The 20518-nt window shown below is 36.7% G+C and carries 19 protein-coding genes; all 19 read left to right on the top strand.

Annotated features, from left to right (window positions below; all coding sequences use genetic code 11):
• The first annotated feature begins 26 nt into the window (after positions 1–26).
• The 19 genes from QU605_RS06725 (at position 27) to QU605_RS06635 (ending at position 20413) form a co-directional block, all read left to right on the top strand.
• Complete coding sequence (locus tag QU605_RS06725; protein WP_289724519.1) at positions 27–1775, top strand: N-acetylneuraminate synthase family protein; 1749 nt, start codon at positions 27–29, stop codon at positions 1773–1775.
• A 2-nt stretch (positions 1776–1777) separates the two neighbouring features.
• Positions 1778–2296: a 3-deoxy-D-glycero-D-galacto-nonulopyranosonate 9-phosphatase gene (locus tag QU605_RS06720; RefSeq protein ID WP_289724518.1), complete on the top strand. Its 519-nt coding sequence runs from the start codon at positions 1778–1780 to the stop codon at positions 2294–2296.
• Positions 2293–2955 (top strand): TylF/MycF/NovP-related O-methyltransferase, encoded by a 663-nt coding sequence (locus QU605_RS06715; protein ID WP_289724517.1) that lies wholly within the window; start codon positions 2293–2295, stop codon positions 2953–2955. The genes QU605_RS06720 and QU605_RS06715 overlap by 4 nt, the downstream gene beginning before the upstream one ends.
• Before the next feature lie 3 nt (positions 2956–2958).
• A complete protein-coding gene (locus QU605_RS06710) occupies positions 2959–3942 on the top strand; it encodes a Gfo/Idh/MocA family protein (RefSeq protein ID WP_289724516.1) in 984 nt (327 codons plus the stop codon).
• Complete coding sequence (locus QU605_RS06705; RefSeq protein WP_289724515.1) at positions 3939–4757, top strand: SDR family oxidoreductase; 819 nt, start codon at positions 3939–3941, stop codon at positions 4755–4757. The genes QU605_RS06710 and QU605_RS06705 overlap by 4 nt, the downstream gene beginning before the upstream one ends.
• The gene (locus QU605_RS06700; RefSeq protein ID WP_289724514.1) at positions 4742–5890 is read left to right on the top strand and encodes a sulfotransferase; all 1149 of its coding nucleotides are present in this window, start codon (positions 4742–4744) and stop codon (positions 5888–5890) included. The genes QU605_RS06705 and QU605_RS06700 overlap by 16 nt, the downstream gene beginning before the upstream one ends.
• A gap of 81 nt (positions 5891–5971) precedes the next feature.
• Positions 5972–6610: an acyltransferase gene (locus tag QU605_RS06695; RefSeq protein WP_289724513.1), complete on the top strand. Its 639-nt coding sequence runs from the start codon at positions 5972–5974 to the stop codon at positions 6608–6610.
• Between the two features lies 1 nt (position 6611).
• On the top strand, positions 6612–8228 hold the full coding sequence (locus tag QU605_RS06690) for a hypothetical protein (protein WP_289724512.1): 1617 nt from the start codon (positions 6612–6614) through the stop codon (positions 8226–8228).
• Positions 8229–8239: 11 nt separating this feature from the next.
• Positions 8240–9751 (top strand): murein biosynthesis integral membrane protein MurJ, encoded by a 1512-nt coding sequence (murJ, locus tag QU605_RS06685; RefSeq protein WP_289724511.1) that lies wholly within the window; start codon positions 8240–8242, stop codon positions 9749–9751.
• A gap of 109 nt (positions 9752–9860) precedes the next feature.
• Positions 9861–10403 (top strand): acyltransferase, encoded by a 543-nt coding sequence (locus QU605_RS06680; RefSeq protein ID WP_289724510.1) that lies wholly within the window; start codon positions 9861–9863, stop codon positions 10401–10403.
• Position 10404: 1 nt separating this feature from the next.
• Complete coding sequence (locus QU605_RS06675) at positions 10405–11796, top strand: hypothetical protein (protein WP_289724509.1); 1392 nt, start codon at positions 10405–10407, stop codon at positions 11794–11796.
• Positions 11793–12839 (top strand): glycosyltransferase, encoded by a 1047-nt coding sequence (locus QU605_RS06670; protein ID WP_289724508.1) that lies wholly within the window; start codon positions 11793–11795, stop codon positions 12837–12839. Before QU605_RS06675 ends, QU605_RS06670 begins: the two co-directional genes overlap by 4 nt.
• 82 nt (positions 12840–12921) lie before the next feature.
• Complete coding sequence (locus QU605_RS06665; protein ID WP_289724507.1) at positions 12922–13545, top strand: class I SAM-dependent methyltransferase; 624 nt, start codon at positions 12922–12924, stop codon at positions 13543–13545.
• Positions 13546–13653: 108 nt separating this feature from the next.
• Positions 13654–14976 (top strand): ArnT family glycosyltransferase, encoded by a 1323-nt coding sequence (locus QU605_RS06660; protein ID WP_289724506.1) that lies wholly within the window; start codon positions 13654–13656, stop codon positions 14974–14976.
• A 29-nt stretch (positions 14977–15005) separates the two neighbouring features.
• Complete coding sequence (locus tag QU605_RS06655; protein WP_289724505.1) at positions 15006–15971, top strand: glycosyltransferase family 2 protein; 966 nt, start codon at positions 15006–15008, stop codon at positions 15969–15971.
• Positions 15972–16023: 52 nt separating this feature from the next.
• Complete coding sequence (locus QU605_RS06650; protein ID WP_289724504.1) at positions 16024–16944, top strand: hypothetical protein; 921 nt, start codon at positions 16024–16026, stop codon at positions 16942–16944.
• Positions 16945–17260: 316 nt separating this feature from the next.
• On the top strand, positions 17261–17992 hold the full coding sequence (locus QU605_RS06645; protein WP_289724503.1) for a glycosyltransferase family protein: 732 nt from the start codon (positions 17261–17263) through the stop codon (positions 17990–17992).
• The gene (locus tag QU605_RS06640; RefSeq protein ID WP_289724502.1) at positions 17989–19125 is read left to right on the top strand and encodes a glycosyltransferase family 4 protein; all 1137 of its coding nucleotides are present in this window, start codon (positions 17989–17991) and stop codon (positions 19123–19125) included. Before QU605_RS06645 ends, QU605_RS06640 begins: the two co-directional genes overlap by 4 nt.
• Complete coding sequence (locus tag QU605_RS06635; RefSeq protein ID WP_289724501.1) at positions 19112–20413, top strand: O-antigen ligase family protein; 1302 nt, start codon at positions 19112–19114, stop codon at positions 20411–20413. The genes QU605_RS06640 and QU605_RS06635 overlap by 14 nt, the downstream gene beginning before the upstream one ends.
• The last annotated feature ends 105 nt before the right edge of the window (positions 20414–20518 follow it).

Below are 20518 nucleotides of genomic sequence, written 5' to 3'. Positions count from 1 at the left end.
TTCCTAATTAGTCAATAAAAATATAAATGAAAACCAGAGCCATCATTCAGGCGCGTATGCTCAGCAGTCGTTTGAGGGGGAAGTCCCTGATTTCGGTCGCAGGCGTACCTCTCTTATACCGGGTGATCCAAAGTGTTCGCCAATTTCCCTTTATCGATGAGATCATGATTGCTACCACCCGGTCCGAAGCTGACGATCCTATTGCGGCAGCTGCTAACAATCTGGGGGTTGATATTTACCGGGGAGACTCCATGAATGTGCTGAAGCGATTCAAAGATGCCTCCAGTGATCTGGACGAGGAAGACCAGGTCATCCGGTTTACCGCTGACAATCCATTCTATCATATAGACATCGCAGAGAAAGTCTATACTTCCCATCTGGAAAACAACTTCGATTATTCCCATATTGACGGACTTTCCCATATTGTTCCTGAATTCATTAAGGTCCGTGCACTCCGGGAAATCCATGCCCTCGTAAAAGAAGACTTTGATAAGGAGCATGTGACCCCATATCTAAGAAAGCACAAAGATCAATTTAAAGTCCAGACCCTCCCCGGGTCATTTGAAGGCCTCAGAGACGACCTGGACCGGTTTCTGACTATTGACACCCGGGAAGACCTCGACCGTTTCGAAGAGATGATCCTTGCCTTAAAACTAAACGGGGGCATGCCCGACTTTGGAAAAATCTTCCCCTATCTGGAGCAAAAACAGCATCAGCTTACCATTACCGGAGGTTTGCAAACCAAATTGGGAAGCACTTGGGTGGGCGACGGACACCCGTGTTATATCATCGCTGAAATCGGTCAAAATCATAATGGCAACATGGATAACGCCCGCAAACTGATTGATATGGCGGTTCGCTGCGGAGCCAATGCTGTTAAATTTCAGAAAAGGGACATCGCCTCGGAACTCACAAAAGAGGCCTATGAGCGTGTTTATGATTCGCATAATTCTTTTGGTCATACCTACGGGGAACATCGGGAATTTCTGGAGCTGGACGAAGTACAACACAAGGAACTCAAAGAGTATTCCCTGGCACATGGAATTACCTATTTCTGTACCCCCTGCGATATTCCCTCGGTGCAAATGATGGAACGCCTGGGAGTTCCCTTTTATAAAGTAGCCTCCCGCGACCTAACCAACCTTCCAACCCTTGATGCCATTGGCAAAACACGGAAACCCGTGATTCTGTCTACCGGAATGGCCAGCCATGAAGATATAGAGGAAGCCCTGAAAGTTTTAGGAGACCGCCCGGAAAGCATAATTATTCTACAATGCACCTCTCAATACCCGGCAGATCTGGAAAAAGTCAACCTTAGGGCTATAAAAACCCTTCGGAAAAAATACAAGAAGATCACCGGCTTTTCGGATCATACGGCCGGAATCATTGCTTCTGTAACGGCCTCCATCCTCGGGGCAGCTGTTATCGAAAAACACATTACGCTTTCCAGAGCCATGAAGGGAAGTGATCAGGCCGGATCCCTGGAGGAAACCGGTTTAAAGCTAATGGTTAAATACATTCGGGAGTCTGAAAAATCCCTTGGTGATGGAATAAAAGCGGTAGACCCTGTAACCCGCCCGGCCAAAGAGAAGCTCGCCCGAAGTGTGACCAGTAAAGTAGCCATCCCGGAAGGCAGTGTTCTAAACGAAGACATGATTTGCCTCAAAAGCCCGGGGACAGGACTCAAGTGGGCTGAAAAGAGTACGATACTAGGAAAAAAAGCAGTGCAGGCCATACCTTCCGACGTTACACTTCTGCCTGAAATGTTTAAATAGGGATGGATATAAAGCTCTTTATAACTGATATCGACGGGGTCTGGACAGACGGAGGAATGTACTATGACCAAACGGGGAACGAGTGGAAAAAGTTTAATACGGCTGATAGTGCCGGAGTCCTTTTTTTAAAACTCCTTGAAATCCCAACCGCTATCATCACGGGAGAAGAAACCGAAATCGTCAGGAGGCGTGCAGAAAAACTTGTGATACCTCATCTGTATATGGGGGTCAGGAATAAACTCGAAGTCGCCCGAAAGCTTTGCGAAGAACTCAACATTTCCCTCCAACAAGTCGCCTATATCGGAGATGACATTAACGACATCATTTTACTCAGAGCCGTGGGACTTAGCGCCTGCCCGGCCAATGCCCCGGATTACATCAAAAATGAAGTGAATTGGGAGATCCCTATAAAAGGGGGTGATGGGGCTTTCCGGGGGTTTGTGGAAAAATACTTAAAAGAGATTGGGCAATTAGACAAGTCCATCAATCTTTATATAGAAGCAGCAAATATTCAACAATGATCCAACTCCCTGATTTCGAAAAAGCTTTTGATTATGAAAACAATTTCTATCTGGCATCTGCGATTAGCAGAATGTATAAACCAATAATTCATTATGAGCTTTATAAAAAAGTCTTAGGGGTCCCTGGGGCATTTGTTGAACTGGGTATATTCAAGGGAATATCTTTTGTTAGATTTCTTGCTTACAGAGAAATGATTGATGGTAATAACCATAGAAAATTTATTGGATTTGATGCTTTTGGACATTTCCCTAAGGCCACTTTAGATAGTGACAAAAAAATGCTTTCAAAATTTCTTGAGGATGCTGGCGATCAGAGTATTTCAAAGACTCAACTCGAAACGGTATTAGAAAGAAAAGGAGTAGAGCACAATGTAGAACTGATATCTGGAAATATAAATGAAACGGTGCCCAAATTTATTGAGGAAAATCCGGACATTACTTTGTCTTTAATTCACCTTGATGTTGACCTTTATGAACCTAGCGTCACTTCTCTCGAGTACTTATTCCCGAGATTGTCCAAAGGCGGTATTTTAATTCTGGATGATTATAAAGTATGGGAAGGTGAATCAAAAGCCGTAGATGAATATTTTGCAGACACTTCCATACAAATCAGAAGCTTTCCATTTGCAAAAGCACCTTCCTACATTATTAAAGAATAAAGATTGGCAAATTTTCTAATTATTGGAGGTGGCTCTATAGGTCAGCGGCACATTAAAAACCTTCAAATCCTCGGCGATCATTCCATTTGGGTTTTAAAGCGTTACCAGGACCCGTCATTTGAAAAAGAATTCAATGTTGCCGTGCTGAACTCTTATGTCGAAGCCGAAAAGCTTGGGTTAGACGCCATTTTTATATGTACCCCGACTTCCCTTCACAATGAAGGTTTGGAATGGGGAATCAAAAACAACCTCCACGTCTTTATGGAGAAGCCCCTGATCCACAATTCAGAGGGAATGCAAAAGGCAGAGGCGCTCCTCTCTGGGTATACCGGAACCTTTTTTATCGGCTTTATGCTTCGCTACCACCCTTTGGTACGGCGCATTAAAACCTTGCTTAACGAAAAACGACTGGGCGAAGTTTATTCGGCTCGTTTTGAATTTGGAAGTTATTTGCCCTACTGGCATCCATGGGAAGACTATCATATCAGTTATGCGGCCCGGTCCGAACTCGGTGGGGGGGTAATCAATACGATCACTCATGAACTCGATCTGATACAATATTTTTTCGGCAAACCCGAATCTGTTGTTTGTGAAGCCCGAAACTTGAACCGACTCAAAATCGATGTGGAGGAAGTTTGTGAAGCCATTTTCGGATACCGGGAGAAAACCGTTAGCCTACATCTGAATTATTTGCAAAAAGATTACGATCGCAATATCAAGATCCGTTGTGATGAAGGCGAAATTCTATGGGACTGGCATGAAAATAAGGTCATCATCCAAAAGCACAAAGAAAAACCTGAAGCAATCACTATTCAGGAACCCTTTGATGTGAATGGCCTTTATACAGAAGAAGTTCAGCATTTTCTCTCCCTAATTGAAAGCGGAACTGCAACACATGAGCTGGACGGGAAGCACGCAGTCTCGAATACGGAACTAATGCTCAAAATGCATGAATCGAGCAATACAGGACAAAGAATCCATACATGAAACAACATCATAAACTCTTCGATCTCACAGGAAAAACCATCGTGGTCGCCGGGGGGGCCGGACAGATCGGATTTGCTTTTTGTGAAATCCTGGCAGATGCCGGAGCTTCCGTTGTCCTTGCAGACATAGACGTCGAAATGGCGAAGGATAAGTTGAGCGAGCTTGACGGGAACCTAGCCGAAAAAATTACCATAGAGAAACTCGATGTTTCCAGCAGAGCTTCTGTCACCACATTTTTTGAGCAACTCGAGGCTACTTTTGGATCTCTGTACGGTCTGGTGAACTGTTTTCACTTCAAAGGGAATACCCGTAAACTGGACACTTCCTCAAACTTCTTTGCCGATTTTGAAAACTACCCCGAAGAAGCCTGGGATATGGTTCACGATGTAAACCTTAAAGGTGCCTTTCTGATGAGTCAGGGAGTCATTCCCCTATTCAAAAAAAATAAGGGCGGAGTGATTGTCAACATCTCCTCCACCTATGGAAAGGTCAGTGCCAATAAAAGCATCTATGGGGATTCCGGGATTAATTCCCCGGTGGCCTACGGTACCTCCAAGGCCGCTTTGATAAATTTCACCCGCTACCTTGCCACTCATTTAGCTGAGCAGAATATCAGGGCGAATTGCCTAAGCCCGGGTGGGGTTTTCAATAACCAATCCGAAGAATTTATTTCGAACTATACCCGGCTCACCCCCCTTGGCAGAATGGCCAAAGCTGAAGACTATCAGGGGGCTATCCTTTTTTTAATGTCCGATGCTTCTCGGTATATGACGGGAGCGAACCTAATTGTTGACGGGGGATGGACGGCGTGGTAGAAAAAATACAGAACGCTAAACTCTTATTTATTGGTGGTGCGCCAAGAAGTGGAACCACATTACTTTCTAACCTTTTGGATAGTCATCCAAATATGTTAGTATTTCCACTTGAGCATTCCGTTTTTGAACAATTTTATCGGAATCAAAATAATCTCGAATACTTTACTGCTGATTTTATATCAAAAAAAAACACTGGACAACAGGCTATTTTAGCCGATGAACATAGGCTTAAAAATTATGCCTACAAAATTCGAAAAGAATACAGCAACGATTTATTAATTTCTATAGATGCAGTAGCATTTCGTAAGTATTATTTGGAATATATTGGCAATTCCATAATAACTCTTGAGATTATTTTTAAGGCACTAGCTTTTGCCCTTGTTCAGAGTAATGAATATGCCAGAAAAAAGTTGGAAACTTTACAGTACGTGGTTTTTAAGCAACCCTTTTTTACTGAAGTTTTCGCCAAAGAAGCATTTGATATTTATCCCGAATTTAGATTTCTTCAAATACTAAGAAACCCAATCTCAAGATATACCTCTGCCAAAACGAGAAGATTATATCAGAAAAATAAGAATGGTCAAAGATTGGGACATATAAATCGAGTTAATTTTGTGCTTGGTCATGTTGAGATTGATCAGACATCTATAAACTTAGCGAAAAGGAATTTAAAGGATATTGGCGAAGAGTCTTACAAACTTATCTATTTTGAAGAGCTTGTTGAAAACTCAAAAAAGAACTTACAATCTATATCTAATTGGTTAGATCTCAAGGACGAAAACACTCCTACAAGTCCAACAAGATTAGGCGTTCCGGCCATGTCAGGATCTGTTTTCTCCGATAAGACCACGTTAGACAATACCGCTTTGAAAAGAGTAGATCAATATCATAAAATTACCAATTGGAATGAAAGGCAGCTACATCTTTTATATTTGAAGGAATGGCCACCTACGAAACTTAGCACTCAAAATAAGGTTTTTGCCTTATTTTACCTGCTCTTTCCATTTAAAGGATCAAGTCTTCAACACTATATATTTCAATTAGTCACGATGTATCAGTTTGTTTTCTTTAAAGAAAATAGATTGCACATAAAGGCTAAGAAAGGGTTAGTAGCTGTAAGTGGCGCAACCTAATACCATAAGATTTAATAAAATTTGACATGGTTAGTAAATTACCTTAAATCATAATGAGATAACATTAAACAGAAGAATCTTTTGCCTAAATCCTTTTTAAAAATTTTAAAAAAAATCTTTAAATCAGAAAATCAATTTGATGATTTTTTCACCTTTATAATTTGGGGGCCATTAACTAATTTTAAATTCTTTAAGTCGTTTTATTTTGATTTTAAGAACCATGGGGAAATAGAAAATCGAGGCCGGCTATATTTAGGATTTTTAAGTAATCAAATGGGATTTCAACCAAAAAGCAGAGGGGTATTTAGAGTTTATAAAACTGGTAAGGTTCAGATTAATGGCTTTGTAAGAATAGCAAAAGGGTGCAAAATTTATGTGTCCGGAAACCTTAGAATAGGAAACGGAACGTACATCAACCCTAACACATTAATTTTTACACGAGAAAAAATACACATCGGTGAGCATTGTGCAATTTCCTGGGATTGTCAAATACTTGATGATGATTTTCATCTAGTAGGAACAAATCCTAAATCTCATAAGCCCATTATTATTGGCGACAAAGTGTTAATTGGTTCTAAAACTACAATTCTAAAGGGAGTGACAATAGGATCAGGCACTATCATTGGATCGGGAAGTGTTGTTGTAAAAAGCATTCCCCCAAATTCAATTGCCGCAGGCAACCCTGCAAAAGTAATACAGTCTAATACTACATGGAAATAGTTTGAAAAGAAGCATTTACGGAAACACTCCATTTGTTCAAAGAGTATATCAAAAGTTAGTTTCTCAAAGATTGGAAACAGCTTATTATAAAAAATTTTTTGAGCAAACCTTTAAAAGGAATGATTCGAATAGAAAAATTCTTATTTATGCTGGTATTGGAAAAATGTTTCTAACGCCGGTGGAAATATTACTATACCATTTATTAAAAGAAAATGGATTTGAAGTAGAGTACTATATCTACAATGAGGAAATCCCAATTAATGAATTGATTACAAAAAAAGTAATTGAACAAAAGGGTAAAGAAGATTTTTGGAAGAATAATGTGTCTAAAGCCAAAGAAATCTTAACAGCCTCAAAAGTTAAATATAGTTTTATTACTCCTGATCCAGCTGTTTACGAGGTTGTTAATAGTCTGCCGAATAATGATTTAGATGCTATTCTTAATTTCGAATATGAAGGGATTGGCTTTGGCGAAATAGTCGAAGGCGTTATGTATCGTTACTATAAATCCTTACAATTTGATGAGGACGCATATGATGTTGCAAAAAAATTTCTACACACAGCTCTGATAAATTATTTCCAGATCAGAAATCTTCACGAAAAAAAAGCTTTTAACTACGTTTTATTTTCTCACGGCATTTACTGTACCTGGCAACCCATTGTTGAGTACTGCCGCAAGGAAGGAATAAACTTCATATGTTACGACAGGGCAAAAACCAAAGGCCATTGCAACTTCAATCTTAATAGACCTTCCCCTGTTTGGGATTTTCGTGAATCCTGGGTTCGATTAAAAAATCACTCTCTTTCAGAAGAAGAAGAGCAAAAGGTCGATGCGTACCTACGTCAACGCATTCTGCAAAAAGGAGATGTATTTTCATATAACTTCTCGGGCAGAGCAAAGGATTTATCTAGAGTCAAAGAACAACTTAGAATTAAAGAGGGTAGTACTGTCGTGACCTTTTTTACTAACCTTATTTGGGATGCGGCAAATGTATCAAGAGACATTGCCTTTAAATCGCCCATAGAATGTATTGTTGACACTATCAAAACGCTCAAAATTCAGAACAATATTCATTTTTTAGTCCGCATACATCCGGCTGAAAAAGTTTTAGGGACAGAAGGGCGCTATGGAGAACTAGTTGTTAATGCATTTAATCGAAAAATCCCAGAGAATGTAACTATTATAAATCCAGATGATAATATTAATTCTTTTGACGTTTTAGATATTTCTGATATCGGCGTTGTCCATACTTCCACAGTCGGTTTGGAAATGGCTATCGCTGAAAAACCTGTCATTCTAATCTCTGACACACATTATAGGGGAAAAGGTTTTACGTATGATGCTCAGAACCGTAAAAACTATTTTGAAATTATAGATAAATTGATCTCTGAACCAAGTCCTTTACCAGATCAAAAACATCTATCTCGTAAATACTTTTATTTGATGATGTTTGAATATCAACATCAAATGCCAATGAGCTATACCAAATCAAATCTTTTCAATGGTTATGGATATTATTCTTACGATGAACTTAAAAAGGATTCAGACGCCCCAATCAATAAAATAATTCGAAGAATCTCCGGTGAGGAACCCTTTGCTGATTTTATTTTTAAATAGTCTAGAAGCATTTGATTTCTTCTATTAAAGCCGTTGGAAAGCTAACTGTCCTAAAATTATTTGGAGCAATATTCGGTTTGGTTTACTCAGTATTACAGGTTCGCTACTTCGGCGCAAACGGTTCTGTTGACGCATATTTCGTGGCAACGTCAGCCTTATACCTAGTAAGCTCTTTAACTCAAGGCGGACAATTAGCTGAAGTCTTTTTGCCTGAATATATTAAAGAAAAGGAACGCAACGGCATTGAGTCCTCGTCAAAACTTCTTTCCGCAGTCTTAAACAGAGTAACGTTATTTCTAATATTTATCTTGTTATTACTCTATTTTGGAGCATATTGGGTTATTTCTATAATGGGGCCTGGCTTAGTAAATAATAATCAGGAACTCGCGACCTCCCTTTTCCAGGCCTCGTTAATTCTTATTCTTTTCAATATCATCGCATCTTTTATTAATACTACCTTAAATGCAGAACAGGTTTACGGGCGAGCTGAGGTTACTGCCCTAGTAAATAGTATTATCTCAGTGGGTTTAATATTAGTATATCACAACAAATTTGGTATTTGGATTCTTATATATGCTTTATTAATTGGAAAAATAGTCGAGTTTTTGCTCGGTTTGTACTATTTAAACAAAATAGGTTTTCGATATAAATTGGTTTATAATACTAATGAATTCGATTTAAATAAATTCTTTAAGGTGCTTTTTACAACATCCGGCTACGTTGGAGCTACTCAATTATTTAATGTGATTCTAACGGCAATGGCGAGTTTAATGCCGGAAGGAATTCTTTCGATTTTTAGTTATACCAGGCAGCTTAGTAGCAGGGCGCGAAGTATTATACTTACCCCTATTAATACGGTTTTCTTTTCCAAATTTTCCAAGAAAGTTGCTCAGGGTGAGAGTAATTTGGCCTCGTATCTTAGAGCTCCATTATTGTTTTTGGGACTTGTTGGAATACTTCAAATATGCTTGGCAGTAGTTATCGGTAAATCAGTTTTACAAATTCTCTGGAAGAATGACCAGCTGACTGAACCAGAATTCCAAACAGCCTATATAATGTTGATACTAAACACGATTGGTATAGCATTCATTATGATGTCTGCTCTTTTTAGAAAATCTGCAGTGGCTTTGGGTGGGGCTAAAAAATTATATTTCTTTTGGACTTTGTCTCAACTTGCCAGCGCAATTTTTAGCTTTTTTGCCGTTAAAATGTTTGGGGTCTGGGGTCTATCATTTATCCCACTTTTTAATATGATTGTTCTAAGTATAGTATCCGTTATAATGGCCAAGAAACAAGGTGTTTATTGGGGGAATATATTTCCATTAAAAAAAAATAGAACATGGAAAAAACTTCTATTTATTTTAAGTATTTGTTTGTCCGTTATTGTTTTAGCATTCATCCCCGAAAGTTCTCTAATGTTAATTGAAGTTATAATTCTAAAGGGAGCATTAATGTTTGTTATTTACACCTTACTGATTATTACAATTTTTAAAAAGGAGTTATTGATGGCTATCAAAAGTTAGATTTTCTATATAAATAACTTTTAAGAATCGACTTTAGTCACCAAAATATCTGCCTTAGTAATTTGATTTAAAATTTATGTTCTATAATTAGTATTTCTAAGATTTCAACTTGAAGAAAATTAAAACTATAATCCTAGCATTTTGGAATTATATATTCAACGACTGGTTAATGGGACTTCCTTTTCATTCTATTCGTTACTTTCTTTTGAGGCAAAGACTGAACAAAGTTGGTCAAGGTAATTTTTTCAGGATGTACACAGAAATCCGGAATCCAAGAAAAATATACATTGGGAATTGGAATTCTTTTAATCAAAGAATCCTTTTAGATGGCCGTGGAGGAAAACTAATTATTGGTGATTATGTTGATATAGGGCAAGAAACAAACATATGGACTCTAGAGCATGATCCGAATAGTGACAATCACGCCACAAAAGGAGGTGATGTGGTAATTGAAGATTATGTTTGGATTGCTTCTCGAGTCACTATTTTGCCCGGGGTCAAAATTGGTAAAGGTGCGGTGATAGCAACCGGCAGTATTGTGACAAAAGATATCCCTCCGATGACCATCGCGGCTGGTGTTCCGGCAAAAATAATTGGAAAAAGAAAATCAAAACTAAAATATAATCCTTCTAAAAAATATTGGTTTAGATAGTTTGGAATTACATCAAAAGCAGTTTGTTGTTTCTGCCCAAAAACACCATTTAAATTCAAAATGGAGATCTATTTCTGTTGGCAACGGTCTGCATATTTCTTATTGTTCCAAATTACCGGTTAAAACACTAAATGATTGTAAAGGCAACATTTATTACCTACTCGGTTGGCCTGTTTTATTAGAGAATAATTTTAAAAATGAGTATGCCGGAATCCAAGAAATAGAATCTGATAGTCATAAATGGGCTGGACGCTGGTGTCTAATTGGCAAAGATCAAATCTTTTCAGATGCTTCCAATTTAATCTGTTTGGTATATGATAAATCTTGTTCCTATTTAGCTTCGAGCCCTGTATTATTAAATTCTTTATTGAATAAGAAAAGTCCTGATTATGACCTCCAAGGTAAATATTATCATAATTGGTTTATTGTGCCTGGAACGGCCTATTCAAATATCTTTAAAATGTTTCCAGGTGAAAAAGCAATTAGGTTAAAAAATTCGTGGGGTATAAGGTATCGACAATTGGAACTAAATTATAGATTTGATTCATACGAGGATTTATATAATGACCTAAGTGAAAGTTTCCTTAATGAAGTATCCTATTTAGTTTTGAAGCTCAAGTTAAAGCCTTTGGTTGCTCTTTCTGGAGGCTATGACAGCAGGCTTATTTTAGCAATAGCTTCAACTGTCAAAAAAGATGTTCGTTCCTACACACATGTATTCCCAAGCATGAAAATTTCTGATTACAAAATTCCTAAGGCTATATCGTCGGAAAACCTGTTTATTAAGCCATCAGTATTCAAAAAAAACCTTCAAACATTATTTGACCAGCACAGCGGAATTCACGCAAGGGATGCTGATCGCTTTTTCTTTTCACATCAACAATGGCAATCGTTTAATGAAAATCAGGTCTGTTTGCGTGGAGGTATATTGGAATTGGCTGGGGAAAGTTCAGCACATCTTTACGAAAGACTCCCTGACTTAAAATTTCAAAACGAAGAAGATACTCGTATATTCAATTACGCACTTTCCGATTTCCGGAACTTTCAAATTCAGGCAACAAAAAAATACGCTACATATTGTAGTAATCATCCTTTAAGAACCCACTTTCATAAAAAATATTACTTAGATCAAAGAATAGGGGGTTGGCTAAGCTATATTGAACAGAGTCTTACCTTAGCAAAACCTCTATCCCACAATTTAGGAAATTCGATATATCAGATTAATTTAATGAAAAGTATTCCTTCAAATATGATGTCTGTAAAAGGGTTCCATCTAGATTTTATAAGAAGAAACGCTCCAAGTCTTTTGAATTTTCCTTTTAATTCCAGCAGTAAAGTTGATAAAATCAAAGCACTTCTCAATTCGAAAATCAATTCCTTTCTTCTTAAATGAAGAAACCTGAAGTTACAACCATAATTACCTTGCCCATAGCAGGCATTGAAAACCCCTATCAGTTTCTTATGATGCAAGGGTTAAGACTCGCTGGTTATAATGTAAAACATGGCGTGTCTGGTAAGTTTTTTGGTTTACTTAAAACTACATTAAAATATCGCCCAGACTATCTACACCTAGATTGGTTACATTCATACTATTTAAGGCGAGAAACATGGATGACTTGGGTACAATTCCCTTTTTTTGTTTTACAGATATACATCATCACTAATATCTTTAGAATAAAACTGGTTTGGACACTACATAACATCTTCCCTCACGAAAGTCCTATACATGGTCCTTATAAATGGGCTAGAAGATATTTTGCAGCAAATTGTCAGTGGATTCGAGTTTTTGATAATAGTACAATTCCAAGAGCTTCCAGAGCGCTAAATGTCCCAAAAGATAAGTTTCGAGTGGTCCCAGAAGGTTCTTATGTAGATTATTACCCTAATAATGTCACTCAAGATGAAGCTAGACATCAGTTGAATTTACCTTTGGACAAGCGAATTTTCTTATATCTGGGGCTAATCAAGCCCTATAAAGGGGTGCTGAAATTGCTAGAAGCATTTCGAGAAAGTTGCTTGACTAACACAATACTGGTAATTGCTGGCAAGTCATTAGATTCTCAATATTTTAAGCTTATTCAGAAAAGCAGTGAAAAGTCTTGTGTTTTGATCAAAGAAGAATTTGTTTCTGATCACGATCTACAATACTACTTTAATGCCTCTGATATTGTGGCCCTTCCTTTTAATAAAATTGAAAATTCAGGAAGTGCAATTCTAGCGATGGGATTTTCGAAGCCAATAATTGCTCCGAGAAAAGGAGTTCTGGCTAGTAGGCTAAGTCAACAGAAACAACTCCTATTTGAGGAAGGTGAGCTAACCAAAATTTTTTATGAGTCTTCTCTACTGAATTGTGACCAATTAAAAAAAATAGGTGAAAAGAATTTTGAGGAATTGAAGAAATACAAATGGGAAGATTTTGCAAACTGTTTTGATTAATGCGTTTTATTAGGTTAAAAAGCAATAAATATTAGCCAAGAAGAATGATGTCAATAACTAAGCTTATTTGAAAACAAAATTCATGAAAAATGAAAACAATCCTGCCGGTAATTTTTATGATAAATATGGAACCGCCAATCCCATTGCCAAAGCTCTGATGAACGGATTCTTAAAGTCTTTTGATGACTTGGTGAAGAAAGCCAATGCCAAATCTATATATGAAATCGGTTGTGGAGAAGGTCATCTGGCTATAAGAATGGCAGAGAATGGAGGCATAGTGAAAGGATCAGATATATCCTCAGAAATCATTCAAGAAGCCAAAAAAAATAATCAACTCATGAAACTGAATATTGACTTTCAGGTTCAGAGTGTCTATAATCTTACCAAAAAAGATGTGGCGAATCCCGATTTGATCGTTTGTTGTGAGGTGTTGGAACACCTCGATAATCCGAATATGGCCTTAGAAATTATTAAATCACTCAATTCAAAATACTTAATTGTAAGTGTTCCTAGAGAACCAATATGGAGAATTCTTAATGTAGCACGTGGAAAATACTGGAAAGATTTAGGGAATACCCCGGGACATTTACAGCATTGGAGTAAAAAATCATTCTTGCACATTTTAAAACCTCATTTTGCAATATGTGAAATTAGAAGTCCATTCCCTTGGACAATGGTATTATGCGAAAACTTGGAGCGGTCCTAATTTATGTCCACAATAAGTAAGGTTCATCTTCACTTAATTCTTATCCTTATTATAGGTTTCTGTATAAGAATAATATGGGTTAGCTACACAAATCCTTCTTATGAAGGTATGACTAAATCCTATATTTCTCCAGTGTACATGATGTCTTCCGGGTATGGATATAGCAGGCCGGTAGGGGAATATTCTGCCGACACTTTAAATAGTTTTTCAGTTTCTTTATTGGACTTCGGCAAAACTTTAAATGAAAATAATAGGCCTGATTTAAGTGGATTAGATTTACAGGCCATGGATTTTCGTTTGCCAGGTTATCCAATGCTGATTTTTGCTGTATATAAACTAACTGGAGAACCTATAGTCAGAAATATGTCCATTTTTCAGGCTTTAATTAGTTCCTTTTTTCCTTTACTTTTCTATCTTATTGCCATATTGCTTACCGGGCAGAATGTTTCTTTGAGTTTAATTGCTACTTGGATTTACGCTTTATACCCGCCTTTAATTTATCCAAGTACTAATGTCTTGCCTGGCTGTATTGCCACAGGGTTTTTATTGCTGGCAATCTATTTTCTTTTAAGGGCTATTAAGAATGGATCCATCTACTCTATATTATTATGCGGTATATTTATTGGGGTTAGCACCTATTTTAGAAGCACAGCCCTTCATATATGGGTTTTCATTGGATTCGGACTTTTTTGGATGACTAAAAGATTCCTGTCATCTTTGAAATTTGCATTTATAATAGGAATATCTTCATATCTTTTACTGACACCATGGGCTAAATTCAACTATGATAACTGGGGCAGATGGACTTATGGTTCTTCAGCTTCGTGGTGCACCATATGGGAATGTATTGGAGAATTCGATAATCCTTGGGGAGTAATAAGAGATGATAACTATGCAAATAAAGTTGCTATGGCCAATGGATTCAAGGACAGGGCTACTTTTAAAGCTAATGACTGGTTTAAGAATCAAGTCAAAAGCTATGTGAAAGAAAATCCTATCTTCTTCATTAAAGCCACTATGAAGAGACTGCCGCTCGTAATCGCAGCTCCATATGAAACCGGATATAAAAATCCATATAGAGAAAAAGGTATATATTCCTATTTTGGAAATAAGGAAAAACTAACTCCGTTTCAGATACTACTTAAGCATCCGGATTATGTTATAAAGGCCTACTGGGAGAGATTATTAGTAATGTTAATATCATTCTTTGGATTCATCTCAACCCTAATAATCACAATTCGGTTTAGAAAGAAATATCCCTTATTTCTTCTTGTCAGTAGCATAATGCTTTATTATGTATTACTTCATACATTGACTAATCCCAATCCAAGGTATTTTACGATTTTAATACCTTTTCAAATACTAGGAATCCTCGTTTTTCTATTTGAGATTTTTGAAAGCGATAGATTTCATTTATTTAGGCCTAAATAAATGAAAGGCCCTAAATTAACTAACTGATCATGAAGGTTATTATACAAATTCCGTGTTTTAATGAAGCTGAATCATTGGGTATTACGCTTTCTCATTTACCAAAAACCCTGCCAAATATCAGTGAAGTAGAATGGCTTATAATCAATGATGGGAGTACCGATGACACAGTAAAGGTCGCCAGAGAATGTGGGGTTAATCACGTTGTTAACTTCAGAACCAATCAAGGGCTTGCTAAAGCATTTATGGCCGGAATTCAAACCTCTTTGGCTCTGGGAGCAGATATTATTGTAAATACTGACGCAGACAACCAATACGAAGCTAATGACATCCTAAAACTAGTAGAGCCAATTTTAAATGAAGAGGCCGATATAGTAATCGGCGAGAGACCGATTTCGAGTACAAGTCATTTTTCTCTATTGAAAAAAGGACTTCAAAAGTTGGGGAGTTGGGTGGTTAGAAAAATAAGTGGCACCAATATTCCTGATGCCCCTAGCGGTTTCAGGGCAATCTCTAGAGATGCCGCAATGCAGCTAAACGTTTTCAATGAATATACATATACCCTTGAGACTATAATTCAAGCTGGGCATAAAAATATAGCAACCAAATCGATTCCTATAAGGACGAACGAAGATATTCGGCCTTCTCGATTGGTAAAAAATATTTGGTCTTACGTAAAAAGATCTATGATTACAATATTTCGCATTTTCATGGTTTACAAACCAATGAAATTTTTTGGGACCCTAGGCAATGTTTCATTAATTATTGGCCTCCTATTACTCTTTCGTTGGGTTGTCTTAAGGCTATTTTTCTTCGAAGGACTTTCAAGAGTTCCTAGTCTTATTGTTGCCTCAATTTTTATATTTCTTGGAGTTCAGTTGTGGCTCTTCGCCATGTTGGCTGATTTATTCAGCGCAAATAGAAAGATATTGGAAGAAATACAATATTACATCAGGAAGGAAAATTTAGACGAAAAAGTTGTTTCAAAAAAACCTTAAAACGGACAAAGCACCTCACTGTTTCTAGAACGATTGAAATTAAATTTACAAATTGAATCAAGGAATTAAAAAATACTCCAAACTAATAGGATATCCAATAACAGCCATTGGATTTGGATATTTTGTCTTTCAGTTTACTAAAAATATGCCCTCTTTTGGAGGAATTAGTTTTCATCATTACATTCCCATCGTTACAATTGGCATTCTTCTGTATCTTATGGGAAATCTTCTGTTGGCTGAAAACTGGAGAAAACTCACTTTCCTTACCTCTTTGTCAAAGTATACTAATGTCTATTACTGGAGTATTTATGGAAGGACTCAAATTTCAAAGTATATACCTGGAAATGTATTTCATATAATCAATCGACATTTACAGACGTATGACGATGATACGTCCAATTCTGATTTAGTAAGAAGTGCATTTTTCGAAATAATTGGGCTTTTAATGGCGAGTTCAATTCTATCCTTATTTGGATGGCTTTTTATTGGAAAAGCAATTGAGTCATCTGCATATTGGGCCATACTTGCGGTAATTATTGGCTTAATCTTACTGAACTATTTTGGTAATAAATTTGAGATATTTAAGCCCTTTACAATCGTCCGAAATGATCAAAAACTGTTTTACAAACTACTAAAAATAGAATTCCTCTATTTCTCTTTTTTTGTTTTAATCGGCAGTATCCTTGTTTTGTTAGTGGGTGCAACAGGTGTAATGAACATTGAAGTTCTGGCCATTTCATTGACAGCATTTTCTGTTTCTTGGATAGGTGGATATATAACTCCGGGAGCCCCTGCAGGGCTAGGGGTGCGGGAATCAATTCTAATTTTAATACTAGGATTTGTTGTTGATGATTCTAAAAGCATAATTATTGCACTAATCTTCAGGTTTATTACCACTCTAGGCGACATAATTTTTTTCATACTATCCATCTTGGCAATCAAATACACTTCAACAATTGCAAAAAAAGGATAATCTAAAATATTTGCTCTACATATCTTCGAATGACGGCACCGATATGCGCATCAATAAAGAAGTTCGTAGCCTTTCAGCAAAATATAATGTCTGTTTCATTGGTGTTTCAGAAAGTGCCAAAACAACAAGTTTTATAGAGAATTATGTCTTCGAGTCTCATTTAATAAAAGGCAAGCGCAATCATCTAATCACTATTTTAAAACAGATTACTGCATACTTGAAACTAGTACTAAAGCATCCTATTTCTAGCGTACATATAGTTAATGAACAATTGATGATTTTCTTTTGGCCATTTCTTTTCTTTAAGCATACAGTTTTGGATGTTTTCGATTCGTTTTTTATGAGGTATGGTATTAAGAAAAGGCAATACACCATAATAAAAAGAATTGTGTATGCCCCCTGTGATAAAGTTATTGTAACAGACGAAGCTCGCAAGGGGCTAATGCCCGATTTCCTGCAGAAAAAACTTATTGTCCTTCCAAATTATCCTTTTCGGTATCATGGTCCTATATCCAAATCCTCCAATGAAAAGTCCATAAGAATACTTTTCTTTGGATGGCTTGGGATGAATCGCGGAGGTGCTGTTGCAAAAGGTCTATTGGAAAATGATAAGCGAATACGTCTAATCATGTTGGGGTGGTTTGCCGATGAAGATTCCAGACTGCTTTCCAATCACCCCAGGGCAGAATATAGGGGCGTTGTTTCACAACAAATGGCGTTAGAGATTGCCGCCTCAGAAGTGGATTATATATTGTGCCTCTATGAGCCTAGAAACAACCTGAATATAGTCTATGCAAGTCCCAATAAGGTTTATGATAGTATTCATACTGAAACCCCACTAATTATTAATCCAGAGGTAAAAATTGCCTCATTAGTTGAAGATTTAAACATAGGTATCGTACTTCCATCTTATCATGTTGAAAGTTTCAAAGCCCTCACCAATGAAATGATAAACAAACTAGGCACATATAATTTCACAGAGGATCTAAAGAAATCGTATGCATGGGAGAGTGTTCAGGGGAGACTTCTATTGGCACACGAATTATGAAAATTCTTTTTTGTACTAATAAGTTCTCAGAAGTTTCAAATGGTCCAGCTAAATTTGCTAATCTAGTTCTTGATATTAACGAACAATTTAGGGAACACGAAATTCGGATTCTAACAGAAGATGTATCGGAATCAGGGCCCTGTGTCTACAAGCTCGATCTGAAATATCCCAAAGCTTTAGGGTTTTTTGGTCAGCTTTTTCGTATTATACAATATCACAGAGCAGCCCAAAAAATTAAGACGAACTACTATTCCTATGATATCCTTGTATACAATAATGCGCTGATAGGTTTGTATTCTACCATTTTGAAACCAGAAACCATTGGAATGGTAAATGACTATAATAATGCGTGTCGTGACATTAGTAACTTTAAGTTCAAATATAAATATCTTAAGAATCTAATTTTTAAACAACTAGAGTGGATCACGCTAAAAAATCAAAAAACAACTATTGTCAATTCACGGTTTTTAGCAAATTATCTCGCATCGAAATACAAAATCCCAAGAAGTCAATTCCAAATCTTGTATAAAGGGATTGAAATTCCAAAACAGACCAATTCTACAGAAATCGATTGTTCAAAAATAATAAAAGTATTATTCGTTAAAGCAAACTATTATTTAGGCGGATTGCCTTTACTTTTATCCGCCCTTGGCATGCTTCCTTTTGGGTTTGAGTTGACAATAATTGGCCCTAAGAATATTGAGGAAAATCAGATCAAACAAATGTTAGCCGGCAAGAATAATGTGTCTATAGTGTTCTTAGGTTATCAATCACAAAAAGTTGTATTTAAGAAATTACTGGAAACTCACATTTATTCTGTTCCATCATATCGGGAAGCATTAGGAGTTGCGAATTTGGAGGCAATAAGTTATGGAGTGCCTGTAATTACGACCAATGTTGGTGGCATACCGGAGGTTTTAAAATATGGTGATTGTGGATGGTTGGTCGAGCCAGGAAACGTTAAACAATTATCTGAGGCATTTCGGGAATGTATTACAAATAATGATCTTCGAAATAAAAAAATTGAGATGGGTCTAAAACACTGTATGAGTTTTGATTACAAGATTATCCTTGAAAATTTCATTGAGATTTTGAACCTTTCTAAAACACCAATTGTGATTGACAAATGTTGAGATGGTTTCATTAATAAATCAAGATCGCATATATCTTTTGCTTTTTCTTAATGCTTTTATTGTCATTATTGGTTATGCTATGGCCGTGGCTACTGGAAGTGCCTCCGTTGACGTGGTAAAAGTAATCAAGATACTGTTACTTATTTATTCTTCTATTTGGCTTTTAATGCAAAAAGATTGCCAAGTATCTCTCATTGCTACTAAAAACACTCAACTAATCCTTGGCCTTTGTTTGATTTTGCCAGTGTTTACACTTTTATCCAATGACATAATGCGTTCATTAAATCGCGCATCGAACTTTGTATTACCACTTTTGTACGTCTGGCTTTCCACTAGCATACTTATCTATAGATATGGGCAAAGAAAAGTTCTTGATCTATTTTCAAATATGGTAATGATAATTTATGCAATACCAATGATTAGTTTCTTGATTTTTGGAGGAGATTTTAGCGGTGAATCAATATATGGCCGTAATGAAGAAATGGTATTTGTGTCAAATCATTTTGGATGGTCAGCCGCACTTTTTCTGATTGCTAATCTTCATGGTTCAAAAGGGAAAATAAAAAATTCATTTATCAAATTAGTCTGGTATTTCTTCATTTTTTTGGCTGTTTATTTATTGATTGTTTCCGGAAACAGAACCTCACTTCTTGCTGTTGGACTTGCATTGCTCATTAATTTGATTTACAATAAAAAAATGTCCTTAAAAAAAAAGGTGTTGATCGTGTTTGCGCCAATTATTTTAGTTACCTATCTCACGAGCAAGGGTAATGATGCCGTTACATTTGTAATTGACCGTAGCGTCCGCCAAAAGGAAACAGGAATAGAAGGGAGATTAGTCAGGTTTAGAGCAATTAATAGTAAGGTTTCAGAAAATCCTATGGTACTTCTTACCGGGGTAGGTTTCTATAACCCAGGTGCCTTTTCTACTAATAGCATGGTTATGCCTGGTTACCACAATTCCTATTTTGAGCTTCTATTTGGTTTAGGGTTGCCAGTGTTTACGCTTTTTATGTTTTTCATGCTATTTGAGCCTATCCGGCAAATCATAAACAGAGTTTCGCGTTACGATTTATTATTTATTCCACTTGCAATTATTCCATTTTTTGAAGGAAATTTAACGTCGGGGCAGTTCCTGTTCTTTCCATGGTTCGCCTATATTATTGCACTAAATTCAGAAAGAAAATTTGCCTATTTTGGAAAAAAGAATTGGTTTCTTTTTATTGACCTTTCAAAGTTCAAAACAGAGGTTCCGAAGATAAAAAATACAATGCCAAGAGATTATTGATGTCTCCATCTCCAATGCGAAAAATAAGACTTAAGAGCCCCCACTATGATGTATATACAGGAAAACACATCTATTGTATTGAGGTTTTCGAATGCTTAGAAGAGT

The organism is Robiginitalea aurantiaca (assembly GCF_030380815.1).
Lineage (GTDB): Bacteria > Bacteroidota > Bacteroidia > Flavobacteriales > Flavobacteriaceae > Robiginitalea > Robiginitalea aurantiaca.
The sequence above is the reverse complement of the archived record's forward strand: the minus strand, read 5'-3'. Positions and strand labels throughout refer to the sequence as shown.